At 45.1% G+C, this 12,224-nt stretch carries 16 protein-coding genes; 1 reads left to right on the top strand and 15 read right to left on the bottom strand.

Annotated elements, in window-relative coordinates; genetic code table 11:
- Positions 1–89: 89 nt before the first annotated feature.
- From WJQ40_RS09745 to WJQ40_RS09680, 14 genes are all read right to left on the bottom strand, one after another.
- Complete coding sequence (locus tag WJQ40_RS09745; protein ID WP_337539704.1) at positions 90–1,019, bottom strand: DUF5688 family protein; 930 nt, start codon at positions 1,017–1,019, stop codon at positions 90–92.
- 121 nt (positions 1,020–1,140) lie between these two features.
- On the bottom strand, positions 1,141–1,698 hold the full coding sequence (gene efp / locus WJQ40_RS09740) for an elongation factor P (RefSeq protein ID WP_118797771.1): 558 nt from the start codon (positions 1,696–1,698) through the stop codon (positions 1,141–1,143).
- Between the two features lie 98 nt (positions 1,699–1,796).
- Complete coding sequence (gene aroQ / locus WJQ40_RS09735; RefSeq protein ID WP_262574063.1) at positions 1,797–2,234, bottom strand: type II 3-dehydroquinate dehydratase; 438 nt, start codon at positions 2,232–2,234, stop codon at positions 1,797–1,799.
- A complete protein-coding gene (locus tag WJQ40_RS09730; protein WP_337539701.1) occupies positions 2,231–2,776 on the bottom strand; it encodes a shikimate kinase in 546 nt (181 codons plus the stop codon). The genes aroQ and WJQ40_RS09730 overlap by 4 nt, the downstream gene beginning before the upstream one ends.
- Positions 2,777–2,782: 6 nt before the next feature.
- Positions 2,783–3,649, bottom strand: a complete 867-nt coding sequence (gene aroE, locus WJQ40_RS09725) for a shikimate dehydrogenase (RefSeq protein WP_337539698.1) — start codon at positions 3,647–3,649, stop codon at positions 2,783–2,785.
- A gap of 3 nt (positions 3,650–3,652) precedes the next feature.
- Positions 3,653–4,189, bottom strand: a complete 537-nt coding sequence (locus WJQ40_RS09720) for a YqeG family HAD IIIA-type phosphatase (protein ID WP_118797768.1) — start codon at positions 4,187–4,189, stop codon at positions 3,653–3,655.
- Positions 4,190–4,298: 109 nt separating this feature from the next.
- Positions 4,299–4,709 carry a hypothetical protein gene (locus WJQ40_RS09715; protein WP_118797767.1) on the bottom strand — a complete coding sequence of 137 codons (411 nt, stop codon included), beginning with the start codon at positions 4,707–4,709 and terminating at the stop codon, positions 4,299–4,301.
- A 113-nt stretch (positions 4,710–4,822) separates the two neighbouring features.
- The gene (locus tag WJQ40_RS09710) at positions 4,823–5,569 is read right to left on the bottom strand and encodes a dipeptide/oligopeptide/nickel ABC transporter ATP-binding protein (protein ID WP_337404584.1); all 747 of its coding nucleotides are present in this window, start codon (positions 5,567–5,569) and stop codon (positions 4,823–4,825) included.
- On the bottom strand, positions 5,566–6,378 hold the full coding sequence (locus tag WJQ40_RS09705; RefSeq protein WP_337539695.1) for an ABC transporter ATP-binding protein: 813 nt from the start codon (positions 6,376–6,378) through the stop codon (positions 5,566–5,568). The genes WJQ40_RS09710 and WJQ40_RS09705 overlap by 4 nt, the downstream gene beginning before the upstream one ends.
- Positions 6,371–7,174, bottom strand: a complete 804-nt coding sequence (locus tag WJQ40_RS09700; protein ID WP_118797764.1) for an ABC transporter permease — start codon at positions 7,172–7,174, stop codon at positions 6,371–6,373. The genes WJQ40_RS09705 and WJQ40_RS09700 overlap by 8 nt, the downstream gene beginning before the upstream one ends.
- 15 nt (positions 7,175–7,189) lie before the next feature.
- Entirely contained in the window at positions 7,190–8,131 is a 942-nt protein-coding gene (locus WJQ40_RS09695; RefSeq protein ID WP_337404591.1) for an ABC transporter permease, read from the bottom strand.
- A 23-nt stretch (positions 8,132–8,154) separates the two neighbouring features.
- Complete coding sequence (locus WJQ40_RS09690) at positions 8,155–9,669, bottom strand: ABC transporter substrate-binding protein (protein ID WP_337404594.1); 1,515 nt, start codon at positions 9,667–9,669, stop codon at positions 8,155–8,157.
- 168 nt (positions 9,670–9,837) lie between these two features.
- Positions 9,838–10,287: a transcriptional regulator NrdR gene (nrdR, locus tag WJQ40_RS09685; RefSeq protein WP_118797761.1), complete on the bottom strand. Its 450-nt coding sequence runs from the start codon at positions 10,285–10,287 to the stop codon at positions 9,838–9,840.
- Between the two features lie 56 nt (positions 10,288–10,343).
- Complete coding sequence (locus WJQ40_RS09680) at positions 10,344–10,577, bottom strand: YlmC/YmxH family sporulation protein (RefSeq protein ID WP_118797760.1); 234 nt, start codon at positions 10,575–10,577, stop codon at positions 10,344–10,346.
- A gap of 129 nt (positions 10,578–10,706) precedes the next feature.
- Here WJQ40_RS09680 and sigG point away from each other — a divergent pair, with 129 nt between their 5' ends.
- Complete coding sequence (sigG, locus tag WJQ40_RS09675; RefSeq protein ID WP_118797759.1) at positions 10,707–11,486, top strand: RNA polymerase sporulation sigma factor SigG; 780 nt, start codon at positions 10,707–10,709, stop codon at positions 11,484–11,486.
- Here the strand turns inward: sigG and sigE are convergent.
- The gene (gene sigE / locus WJQ40_RS09670) at positions 11,471–12,214 is read right to left on the bottom strand and encodes an RNA polymerase sporulation sigma factor SigE (protein WP_118797758.1); all 744 of its coding nucleotides are present in this window, start codon (positions 12,212–12,214) and stop codon (positions 11,471–11,473) included. The two genes, sigG and sigE, sit on opposite strands and share 16 nt — an antisense overlap.
- Positions 12,215–12,224 lie beyond the last annotated feature (10 nt).

Genomic DNA, 12,224 nt, shown 5'->3' with positions numbered 1-12,224 from the left:
GGTGCTTTGGGACATTCTTTTCATTTTGGAATTGCAATTTGTGGAAACTCAAGCACCATTTATGAAAAAACTGTGAACCCAGGCTCCTGTCAGCAGAGCTGTTCAATCCGGTCGGTTTCTCTTCTGTAATAATAAATCGAATCCGCCAGGATTTCACAGTCTGCCACACAGTTTTCATTGATCTCTGTCACCATTCGAAGCAGTTCCTGTCTGTTTCGGTCTCCCTGATCCGGCAGAAGCAGAACCTCATGCACAGAGCTTGGCAAAATATAAAGGTTCCTGCCGATCCTTCCGGCAAATTGCTTCAGTACACCTGGATAAAACATACATACAGCTCCCTGCAGTCTCTGACGGTTACTGAGTACAAAGAGTGGAATCCTTACCTGATCCGACTGAAGCTCCTCCCGGAGCTTTTCCTTCTTTTCATCTGCCCAGTTCCTGAAGATCAGTTCCTCGATCGGTTCTATAGACGCCGGATATCTGGCAGGTGTATTAACCAATGCCTCTGCAAACAGATCCTTATCCGTAATGCCCCATTTTTCCAGATGCTCATTTTTAACCAGAATAGAAGCCTTTCCATAGAAGGGTGACTGCTGTACGGTATAATAACAGACAAGAGCCAGATTACACACCGGTCTCCAGGGTGTATCCAGCAGAAGCTTCTTATTTTTTTCATAATGGATCAGCCTGACAGAGATCTGTTCCTTCGCCGTTTCAAAATCAAGAAAATCTGACAGATTTACTTCCTCCGGGATCCTGCTCTGATGAAGGATCCTTGCAAGTGCCTCCACAATCTTTGGAACTGCCGTCCCCTCCTTGTAATTTTCATAAAAGTCATTGATATATACAGTAGGTGATGTGTTAAGCCCCTCCTCCTGGACAACGATACCAAGAAGCTCCACGCCATTGTTCTTTTTTACTACTGTAGTTGTGATCTGAAACCTCTCTCCCATTGTTTTCTTCAGTTCCCTGACAACTGTTTCTGCAAATACATTAAAATTCATAGATGTGTTTTCCATAAGATACCTCTTTCTTAGATGTGTTTTTAGAATATTGCTGATTTTATTTCTGCACACGCAAAAAAAGACAATGAATCAAAGTTCATTGTCTTTCAGGCTTATCATTGTCTCGTGGTACGTCTTATACTCTGGATAAATACTCTCCAGTTCTGGTGTCGATCTTAATCTTGTCACCAAGTTCAACGAATAAAGGAACGTTAACGGTTGCTCCTGTCTCTACAGTAGCAGGCTTGGAAGCACCAGTTGCTGTATCACCCTTGAATCCGGGCTCTGTATCTGTGATCTCAAGCTCAACAAACAGCGGAGGCTCAATAGCGAATACGCTGCCATTGTGGGAACATACCTTAACCATTTCGTTCTCTTTTACAAACTTCAGGGCATCGCCAACTGTATCAGCGTCCAGTGCGATCTGCTCATAGGTTTCCACATCCATAAAGTTATACAGGTCTCCGTCTGAATACAGATACTGCATATCTTTTCTATCGATTCGTGCCTGAGGACACTTTTCAGTAGGTCTGAAAGTCTTCTCTACTACGCCGCCACTCTTGATATTCTTCAGCTTAGTTCTTACAAATGCAGCTCCTTTACCGGGCTTTACATGCTGGAACTCAATAATCTGGTAAACATTATTATCTAACTCAATCGTAATACCATTTCTGAAATCACCTGCAGAAATCATTAAAATATTCCTCCTAAAATTCTCACGTTATAATTCTTATTAAGTTTAATATAAATACCGATAATTTTCAACTGTTTTCTGCTACTAATTACAAAAAACTACTTTCCCTGTCTTTCCAGCAGGAAATCTACTGCCTCCAGATAACCTGGAAGACCATGTCCGTAGATCTGTTTATCACATGCCGGCGCTGTTACGGAAACCTTACGGAACTCCTCTCTGTTTGTGATATCGGAAATATGGATCTCCACCTTTGGCATAGTCACGCTGGCAAGGGCATCATGGATCGCATAGCTGTAATGAGTATAGGCTCCCGGATTGATCACGATCCCTTCTGTTCCATCAAAGTAGGCATCCTGAATCCTGTCAATGATGGCACCTTCATGGTTACTCTGGAATACCTCTATGGTGCAGCCTGTCTCTTCTCCCTTTTTGGCGATCATCTGCAGCAGATAATCATAATCCTGCGTTCCATAGATATTCTTCTCACGAATGCCTAGAAAATTCAGGTTTGGCCCGTTAATAATCAAGATTTTCATTTTTCTTCCCTGTCCTTTCCATTCCATCTCTCTTCCCCCTGAAGCCTGCATATCTCATCAATGATCTCACCAAAATTCTTTTCTCCCACATCGATCACATGATCTGCACATGCCTCATATAATGGTGCTCTCTGTTCCAGCAGTGCTCTGATCTTCCCCTTCGGATCTTCTCCCTGCAAAAGGGGTCTTGTAGTATCATACTTCAGTCTCTCATACACAATTTCCGGTGTGATCCTGAGATAATAAATACTCCCAAGTTCTGCAAGCAATTCTGCATTTTCTTCCCGGAGCGGCAGTCCCCCGCCAGTAGCGATGATCCTGTTATCCTCTGTCCGGATCAGCTCCCTGATACAATCCGTTTCCATTTTCCGGAAGCAGGCTTCTCCTTTACTGGCAAACAGTTCGGAAATACTCATTTTCTGTTTTTTCTCAATCCATTTATCTGTATCGATCAGTGTTCTCCTGAGTGCATAGGAAAGCCGGATCCCCGTGCTTGTCTTGCCACATCCCATAAACCCGATCAGTATAATATTATTTTTCATCCGTCTCTATCCTTTGACTTTTTCCTGCAGCAGAGCGGACACCTTACGGATCACATTCTCTGGTACTTTGGTATCCAGAAACAGTTCATAGGCAATGATCCCCTGATACAAGAGCATCCGGATACCGCAATAAGCCTCTCCACCAGCTTCCTTCACCAGCTTCATAAATCTGGTTTCCTCAGGCTTATAGATCAGATCATAGGCTTTGCTGATATGCTGGTAAAAAGCCGGATCCAGGATCACGGCATCCTCCGTATTGGGGTACAGCCCGGCACTGGTTCCCTGGATGGCTGTCATCTTTTCTTCCGGCAGCTTCTCATACTCTGAAAGCGCCATTGGAAGAATACAGTCTCTTTCATAAGCCCTGTTCACTTCCTCTGCAAGAACTGCTGCCTTTTCATAGGAGCGGTTTAAAAGATATATTCTCTTTGCCCCTTTCTCTGCGCAGAGAAAAGCGGCTGCCCTGGCCGCACCACCTGCCCCGAGAAGGATCATATCCTCTGCTTCAAAGGCAATGCCTTCCTCCTCCATCGCACGGTATAAGCCCATCATATCTGTATTGTAACCCTGGAAGCCGTTTTCTGTTCTGACAAGGGTATTCACGGCACCGATCTTCTCTGCCAGTCCTTCTACGCAGTCAAGATAAGGGATCACCGCCTGCTTATAGGGTACTGTCACATTCAGTCCCAGTACATTCAGACTGTAAGCACCTGCAATGGCCTTCTGCAGATTTCCCTGTTCCACATGGAACGGCACGTAGACCAGATTGTCATGCATCTCTTCTGCCACCGTATTATGGATCACCGGTGAAAGGGTATGTTCCACCGGATTCCCAATCAGTCCGCAAAGTCTTGTATGTCCGTTAATTTCCATATCTTATCTCCCATTCCCATGAACCAGAAATTCTGTGCCTTCTTTTCTGCATTTCTTCTTATAGAAATACAGGACAATCCATTCCAGCCGCCGTTTCAGAATGATCTGGATCTCTTCCTTCTTATCAATGGGTCTTGTCAGAATGGAAAAAATCCCCACCCTTCTGGCACCCCATACATCCGTAAAAAGCTGATCTCCGACAAACAGGGTTGTACCTCTGTCTGTTCCCATCTTTGACATTGCTTCCTCATAGCCTCTTTTCGCCGGCTTTCCTGCCTTAAAAATATAGGAGACATGGACTTTGTCATTAAACATTTTCACTCTGGGCTCTTTATTATTGGAAAGGAGCATGATCTGAAAGCCTGTCTTCTTAAGACGCTCCATCAGGGCAATGCTTCTTTCATCTGCCGGTGCCCCATGCTCCACCAGCGTATTGTCAATATCAAAAATAATCCCCCGGAATCCTCTCCGGTAATATTCTTCATAATCAATTCCATAAGCCGAATCCATATACAGATCCGGATAAAAAGTCTGCAGCATACGATTCCTCATTTCTCTCTCTGATGAGTATAACAAAACACCCTGCACTTGTGCAAGGTGTTGTTTATGCTGCCTGTATAAAACAGTCCCCCTATATTTCCCGGACTGTCTATTTACGGATTACCATGCCATCTTCCGGATTTACCGAAATGGTGCTTCCTACAAAGTACTGGTAGTCCTGCAAAATGGAATCCTTCTTCATATCAGAGATTGCTTTCTGCATATCCAGATTCATCAGACTGCTCTCACTGCCCAGATAATCGAAGGTTTCTTCCTTATGGAAGGTCATCGAGATTTCGGAAGGATTCACAGAGGTTCTCTTCTGTAATGCACTCTCCTCAGCCGCACTCTGCTGTATCTGTCCACCTGTGGGCTGCTCCTCTGCTGCATTTCCTGACTTGGTACTGCCAGGTACTGTTTCCTGCTGTGCTTCTATCTTCTGCGGAGTAACTGCGGAGGCTTCCGGTATTCGGTAATAAGCTGATATATTATTGTAGCCTGACATCAGACTGATTGCCATCGCTTTACTCCTTTCTGTCAACATTATTTCACGATTATATCATATATATCGATCCATGAAAATAAAAAATTAACATCGTTTTCATATTTCGTATATTTTCGAAGTGCGGCCTCCTACACCAGGATCCCGGCTGCCTTAAGGAGCCTGCCTGTATAGGGATCTTTATGATGGAAGTAGACCTCCTCCACATCCCCACTCTCCCTGATCTGTCCCTGCTGCATGATCAGCACATGGTCACACATCTCATATACTACTCTCAGATCATGGGAAATAAAAAGAATGGACAGATTCATTTCCTTCTGGATTTCCTTTAAAAGTGCAAGGATCTGTGCTTGTATTGTCACATCCAGTGCTGATACCGGCTCATCGGCGATCAGAAGCTCCGGCTCCAGCATCAGTGCTGCAGCAATCGCAATCCTCTGCCTCTGTCCACCAGAAAGCTCTCTTGGATAATGCTCCAGAATCTTCTCTTCCAGTCCTACCCGCTCCAGCATGGTCTTTACCTTTAGCACTCTCTCTTCTTTTGACAGTCCACCCTTCAGACGCAGCGGCTCCTCCAGAATCCATGCAATCCTTTTCGATGGATTCAAAGAGCCATAGGGATCCTGAAATACCATCTGAGGCTGCATGGTATTTCTTATGATCGTCCCTTCATAGGGAATCATCTGCAGAATACTTCTGGCAAGAGTCGTCTTGCCGCTTCCGCTTTCTCCCACAAGGCCAAGAATCTCTCCCCGTTTCATGGCAAAGGAAACATCCTTCAGCACCTGTATGCTTTTTTTCTTTTCAAAGGGAGTTTTCCGGCTCACAGGATAAAACACCTGCAGATCCGTAACCTCCAGAATATTCTCTGTCATCATGAATCCTTTTCTGTCTTTCTGATTACCCTGGGAATCGCTGCGATCAGCTTCTTCGTATATTCTTCCTTCGGATGATAAAAAATCTCATCCACAGGTCCGCTCTCTACCACATAGCCTCCCCTCATCACAAGCACCCGTTCACATAGCTGACGCACCAGGCTTAAGTCATGAGAGATAAAAAGAATGGCTGTCTTCTTTTCCCGATTGATCCTTTTCAGCAGCGCTACGATCTGCTCCTGAATCGTCACATCCAGTGCTGTCGTCGGTTCATCTGCGATCAGGAGCTTCGGATCACAGATCATGGCCGCTGCGATCATGACACGCTGTCTCATGCCTCCGGAAAGCTCATGGGGATACTGCTCATACACCTGCTCCGGATTATGCAGTTCTACTTTCTGCAGCATTTCTATGGCACGCTTTTTCCGTTCTTCCTTTGAAAGCTCCGTGTGCAGACGGAGAGCCTCTTCTACCTGCCAGCCGATCTTTTTCACAGGATTTAAAGAGGTCATCGGCTCTTGGAATATCATACCGATCTCATTTCCCTGGAACTTACGCAGTGTTTTACGGTCACAATCAAGGAGATTCACTCCCTCAAACAGAATCTCTCCTCTTTTTTTCATGTCCTTCCTGCTCAGAAGCCCTGCGATTGCCAGCGCACTCATAGATTTTCCGGAGCCGGATTCTCCTACCAGTCCAACGATCTCCCCCTCATGCAAGGTAAGGTCAAAATCGTAGACCACAGTCTCCGGTCTCTCATGGTCAAAAAACTCTATATTCAAATCTGTAACTCTTATCATTTCCTTACTCATTTTTAAGCCCATCCGACAATAAACCAAATCCAAGCACCAGCAGTATGATCGTCAGTCCGGGGAACAGCGCATACATGGGTACACTGAACAGAAATGACTGTGCCTCAGAAAGCATTCTTCCAAGACTTGCATCCGGTGGCTGTACACCAATCCCAAGGAAGCTCATTCCCGCTTCTGCCAGAACAGCATTGTTAAAGCCGATCATAATGGCTGACAGCAGCACTGTCATGGTATTTGGCAGGATATGCACAAACATGATCCTGAAGTCCCCTGCTCCCTGGAGCTTTGCGCTTTTCACATAATCCATGTTTTTATTCCGGATAAATTCACTCCGCACGATCCTGGCAAAGCTTGGTACAAAGGCAATGCCAAGTGCGATGATCACATGATACTTGCCGCTGCCAAGAAGGCTGATAAACAAAAGGGCAAGCAGGATACTGGGAAAAGCAAACACTGCATCATTGATCCGCATCAGCACTTCATCCAGGATGCCGCCATAATATCCGGTCAGCGCCCCGATCAGAATACCGAAAGTGACACCGATCAGTACAGTTCCCGCAGCCACGATCAGAGTCGTTCTGCTCCCGGAGAGTACCCTTGAGAAAATATCCCTTCCAAAATTGTCACAGCCCATCAGATGCTTCACCGATATGCCAGCAAACTTGGCAGAAGGATCCATGGTATTGGGATTATAAGGAGTATAAAAGCACCCCATCAGGATCATAAACAGCATGATCCCTGTCAGAATACTGCCCGCAATGAAATTCTTGTTTTTTCTGATCTTTTTCCAGTTCATCCTTTTCTCCCCGGATCATTCCACTGATATTCTGGGATCTACCAGACCATAGATCACGTCCACCACCATATTGACTACAAGCACCAGCGCGGCAATACACACGATCACCGCCATCACCACCGGATAATCCCTGTTAGAGATAGACGTCAGAAGAATCCTTCCAAGCCCAGGGATCCCAAAAACCTGTTCAATGATAATGCTGCCTGCGATCATATCAGAAAGTGCCATCCCAAGAAAGGTGATCACCGGGATCATGGCATTCTTCAGTACGTGACGGTACAGGACGCTCCGTTTACTGTTTCCTCTGCTATAAGCTGTCCGCACATAATCAAGCTTCATTTCCGAGATCACAGAGCTCCTAAGAAGCTTGACCGCCATGGCTGCCTTTGGCAGTGCTATGGCAAGAGAAGGAAAGAACAGATATCCCACGAACTTTCCTATATTTATCTGATAGGAAACATAACCACCCGGTGTAAACAGCCGGAAGATCATTCCAAACACAAAGGTGATCAGGATCCCGGCAAAGAAAGGCGGTACTGCCATAATGATCTGATTAACCACGGTAATGATCCGGTCTGTCATTCCTCCCTCGTGCTTTGCCGCATATAGACCTACAGGAATGGAGATCAGTATCATCCATACAAAAGCCATCAGTGTCATGGTAATGGTAACCGGCAGCTTATCCAGGATCATTTCACTGACCGGCATCCGGTAGCTGTAAGAGGTGCCCATATCTCCCTTCAGGAAACCGGCAGCCCATCTGCCATACTGTACAAGCACCGGGTCATTCAATCCAAGCTCCTCCCGCAGTGCCTCTGCCCTCTCCGGTGTTGCCTGGGTGCCCAGCATGGAGGTCACCGGGTCTCCCGATATCATATGAAAAGCAAGAAAGACAAAGAGCGTGACTGCAAACAGGGTTACGCACATCGTCAAAATCTTTTTGCCTGCATATCTCATCTCTTTGTCCTCCTATCGTCAGATTACTGGCTGACAAGCTTCAGTTTTGCTATATCCTGAACATACAGGGGATAGAACTCATATCCTGTATAGTTCTTATTTAATGCTACAAACTCCGGCAGATCCTGAATATAAACATTTGCTGCATCTGTAGCAAGAATTGTTTCGCATTCCTTGTAATACTTTGTTTTCTCTGCATCATCCGTGCTGGCAAGTGCATTTGCAAAAGCCGTATCATAGTCTGCATTGTTATAGTTGATAAAGTTGTTGGATGCCGTACTGGTAAATCTCTGCAAAAGGGCTGCTCCTGTAAGACTTGATGCATCTACGCCAACAACCGTGGATTCAAAGTTTCTGTCTGTATAAACATCACTCAGCCAGCTGTCCCACTCTACAAGCTGGATATTGGCAGTCACACCGATATTGGCAAACTGCTCTACCAGAACCTGTGCGGTATCTATATGGGGCTGGTAGTTGGAAGGTACTGTAATCGTAAAGGAAAAGCCATCCGGATAACCGGCTTCTGCAAGCAGCTCCTTTGCCTTATCAAAATTCTGCTGATACGTATCATTCAGTTCTTCCATATAGTACTTTCCAAACGCCGGAAACATGGAGCTTCCCAGCTCGGTTCCCTTACCGTCTGAAATGATATCCATGATCTCCTGCGGATTTACTGCATAGCTGAGAGCCTGTCTGACCCTTACATCATCAAAGGGCGCTACAGCATTGTTCAGGTAAAGAGCCTGCACCAGATTCATCGTCCCTTCCAGTACATCAAACTTGTCAGAAAGCTCTGCTGCCTGGGTTGCTGTCACTCTTGCGAACATATCAATGGATCCGCCCTCCAGATTCATGACAATGGAATCGGCATTGGCACAGATCTTAAAGGTTACATTCTCAATATTAGCCTTTTCTCCCCAATAATCATCAAACCTCTCTACTATAAAGTTCTCCTGGGGTGAACGGGATACATATTTGTAAGGTCCTGTTCCGATGGGATTGGTATCCGGATTCTCATTGGCCTTTGGAATGATTGCTGTCGTCATATAAGCCAGAAATTCTGTGTCTGCTTCCTGCAGTGTTACAACTACGGTATGATCATCTGCGATCGTCACGCTCTCAATATTGGAAAACGCCGGTACCAGAGGTCCTCCGTTACTGGTATCGGCGCATTTGTCAAGTGAAAACTTTACATCCTCTGCCGTAACCAGGCTTCCGTCGTGAAACTTTACTCCGTCTCTTAATGTGAAGGTATATACCTTCCCGCCTTCTGATTCTTCATAGGCGCTTGCCACTGCAGGGATTAAATCACCATCACTGGTCGGCTTAACCAATCCTTCAAACAGATTGAATAATACCTCTTTCGTTCCTGCCGCCACTGCCTTGTGGGGGTCAAGACTATCCTCCAGATCCTGGGGGATTCCGATGGTAATCTGAGAAGAACTCTCCCCTTCCTTGTCACCTGCGCATCCGCCCAGTGCAACAGCAAGCGTGGTAAGCATGAAGACCAGAAGCCATTTTACTGCTCCTTTTTTCATGTTTCTGATTCCTTTCTCATTCTTGTTATGAAATTTTGCATTCTGTTTAAATGCCTCGCTTATTGTATATGATTCTTTTTAAAAAAGCAATCCCTTTTTCAGGACTGCTTTCTTTTTATGGGAAAATGGCTTTCCCCGTTCCTTATCTCTGTTTTCTCTCTGTTTTCTTTATTTCAGTACCTTCTTCAGTTCGTCCATAAAGGTATTGATATCCTTGAACTCCCGGTATACAGAAGCAAATCTGACATAGGCTACAGCTTCCAGATTCTTCAGCTTATCCATGACAAGTTCTCCGATCACACGGCTTGGGATCTCTTTCTCTTCCCTGTTAAAAATCTCTGTCTCTACTTCATCCACGAGCTGGTTGATCTGATTGATGCTGATCGGTCTCTTATGGCAGGCACGAAGAACGCCTGCTTCGATCTTGGATCTGTCATATGGCTCCCTGTTCTCATCCTTCTTGATCACAATCAGGGGAATCGTCTCTATCTTCTCATAGGTGGTAAAGCGTTTACCACATTCATCACACACTCTTCTTCGTCTGATGGAATTGTTATCCTCTGCCGGTCTTGAATCAATGACTCTTGTATTTTCATGGCTGCAATAGGGACATTTCATAGGCTTTCTCCTGTTCTGGTTCTTTGAGAATATTATATTCCGCACAGAAAAGCATGTCAACCGCAGACATCTACAATAATAATATCAGGTCCAATCTGTTTGATATCCTTGTAGGGAATACAGTAATCCGGTTCCGATTTCAGAAGATTACAGAATTTATTATTTCCCGGTACCGTGACACTGCATATCCTTCCGCTGCATTCATCAAACTCAAGATCTCCGATCCTGCCAAGCTTCCTGCAGTCCCTTAAATTGATCACGTCCTTACATTTCAGTTCTGAATAACGCATCTTTTCCTGCCTCTTCCTCTTTTTATTATTTTATGCAGACAGACAAATCTGGAAATCCTTTTTCTGCATGAATATTTTCCTGGTCTTTTGAGAATGATTACAAGTATCTAGTAAACAGGAGGATTCTTTATGGCACAGGGAAAAGTTGAAATCTGCGGGGTAAATACGGCAAGACTCCCCCTGCTGAAGACAGCAGAAAAAGAGGCTCTTTTTAAAAAAATCACGCAGGGGGACACCTCTGCCAGGGAAAAATATATCGAAGGGAACCTGCGTCTTGTCCTCAGCGTGATCAAGCGTTTTTCATCCAGCAGCGAAAATGCGGATGACCTGTTCCAGATCGGCTGTATCGGTCTGATCAAGGCCATTGATAACTTTGATGTTTCCCTGAATGTCAAATTCAGCACATATGCCGTACCCATGATCATCGGAGAGATCCGGCGTTTTCTCCGTGACAACAATTGTATCCGGGTCAGCCGCTCCCTGAAGGATACAGCCTACAAAGCCATTTATGCAAAGGAAATGCTGTTAAAGAAAAATATGAAGGATCCTACTCTCAGTGAAATTGCGGAAGAAATCGGCATCTCCAAAGAAGATATTGTCTATGCCCTGGATGCCATCCAGAATCCAATGAGCCTGTACGAGCCTGTTTTTACCGATGGTGGGGATACCCTTTATGTCATGGATCAGATCAGTGACAAGAAGAATAAAGAAGAGAACTGGGTGGAACATCTTTCCTTAAGTGAAGCCATGAAGCATCTGAATAAACGGGAAAATGAGATCATCTCCCTGCGTTTTTTTGAAGGAAAAACCCAGATGGAAGTGGCCGGCATGATCGGCATTTCTCAGGCGCAGGTGAGCCGCCTTGAGAAAAATGCCTTAAAGACCATGAAAAACTATCTGACTGCCTGAATCAGTTCCTTTTTCAGACGCTTCATAATTTTCTTCTCCAGCCTGGAAATATAAGACTGGGAAATACCAAGCATTTCAGCCACCTCCTTCTGGGTCAGCTCCTTCCCGGAAGGATCGCTTAAGCCAAACCTTAAATTAATGATCGTCTTTTCCCTGTCAGACAGCTTATCTACCGCTTTCAATAAAAGCTTTCGCTCCACCTCTGTTTCAATATCCCGGTAGATCACATCCTCATCCGTTCCAAGAATATCTGACAAAAGCAGTTCATTCCCATCCCAGTCCACATTCAGGGGCTCATCAATCGAAACCTCCAGCTTCGTCTTATTGTTTCTCCGGAGGTACATCAGAATCTCATTTTCAATACATCTTGACGCGTAGGTTGCCAGTTTGATATTTTTCTGCGGATTAAACGTATTGATGGATTTGATCAGGCCGATCGTACCAATGGAGATCAGATCCTCCACACCCACCCCGGTATTATCAAACTTCTTTGCAATATAAACAACAAGTCTTAAATTATGCTCGATCAGAATTGATTTGGCTTCATCCTCATACTCCGTGCCAAGGTCACTGATCACTGCATTCTCCTTATCCGCCTCAAGAGGCGGTGGCAGCACCTCACTTCCTCCGATATAGTGTACATCTCCCTGCCTTCCTGTAAGAAATCCTGCTTCTCTCCGATATATCTTAAACTGGAATCTTCCTGGCATTGCAACCTTAAAAACCATAACTGCTCCT

Source organism: Suilimivivens sp. (assembly GCF_037359455.1).
Lineage (GTDB): Bacteria > Bacillota > Clostridia > Lachnospirales > Lachnospiraceae > Suilimivivens > Suilimivivens aceti.
Note: the sequence above shows the minus strand (reverse complement) of the source record. Positions and strands in the feature narration are given on the sequence as shown.

Excerpts from the sequence above, each read along its gene's own strand:
- sigE (WP_118797758.1), bottom strand. The coding sequence starts at position 12,214 with ATGGTTTTTAAGGTTGCAATGCCAGGAAGATTCCAGTTTAAGATATAT.
- WJQ40_RS09700 (WP_118797764.1), bottom strand. The coding sequence starts at position 7,174 with ATGAACTGGAAAAAGATCAGAAAAAACAAGAATTTCATTGCGGGCAGT.
- WJQ40_RS09680 (WP_118797760.1), bottom strand. The coding sequence starts at position 10,577 with ATGCGTTATTCAGAACTGAAATGTAAGGACGTGATCAATTTAAGGGAC.
- WJQ40_RS09710 (WP_337404584.1), bottom strand. The coding sequence starts at position 5,569 with ATGATGACAGAGAATATTCTGGAGGTTACGGATCTGCAGGTGTTTTAT.
- WJQ40_RS09715 (WP_118797767.1), bottom strand. The coding sequence starts at position 4,709 with ATGGCAATCAGTCTGATGTCAGGCTACAATAATATATCAGCTTATTAC.
- WJQ40_RS09695 (WP_337404591.1), bottom strand. The coding sequence starts at position 8,131 with ATGAGATATGCAGGCAAAAAGATTTTGACGATGTGCGTAACCCTGTTT.
- aroE (WP_337539698.1), bottom strand. The coding sequence starts at position 3,649 with ATGGAAATTAACGGACATACAAGACTTTGCGGACTGATTGGGAATCCG.
- WJQ40_RS09705 (WP_337539695.1), bottom strand. The coding sequence starts at position 6,378 with ATGAGTAAGGAAATGATAAGAGTTACAGATTTGAATATAGAGTTTTTT.
- WJQ40_RS09730 (WP_337539701.1), bottom strand. The coding sequence starts at position 2,776 with ATGAAAAATAATATTATACTGATCGGGTTTATGGGATGTGGCAAGACA.
- aroQ (WP_262574063.1), bottom strand. The coding sequence starts at position 2,234 with ATGAAAATCTTGATTATTAACGGGCCAAACCTGAATTTTCTAGGCATT.
- sigG (WP_118797759.1), top strand. The coding sequence starts at position 10,707 with ATGGCACAGGGAAAAGTTGAAATCTGCGGGGTAAATACGGCAAGACTC.
- WJQ40_RS09745 (WP_337539704.1), bottom strand. The coding sequence starts at position 1,019 with ATGGAAAACACATCTATGAATTTTAATGTATTTGCAGAAACAGTTGTC.
- WJQ40_RS09690 (WP_337404594.1), bottom strand. The coding sequence starts at position 9,669 with ATGAAAAAAGGAGCAGTAAAATGGCTTCTGGTCTTCATGCTTACCACG.
- WJQ40_RS09720 (WP_118797768.1), bottom strand. The coding sequence starts at position 4,189 with ATGCTGCAGACTTTTTATCCGGATCTGTATATGGATTCGGCTTATGGA.
- efp (WP_118797771.1), bottom strand. The coding sequence starts at position 1,698 with ATGATTTCTGCAGGTGATTTCAGAAATGGTATTACGATTGAGTTAGAT.
- nrdR (WP_118797761.1), bottom strand. The coding sequence starts at position 10,287 with ATGAAATGTCCCTATTGCAGCCATGAAAATACAAGAGTCATTGATTCA.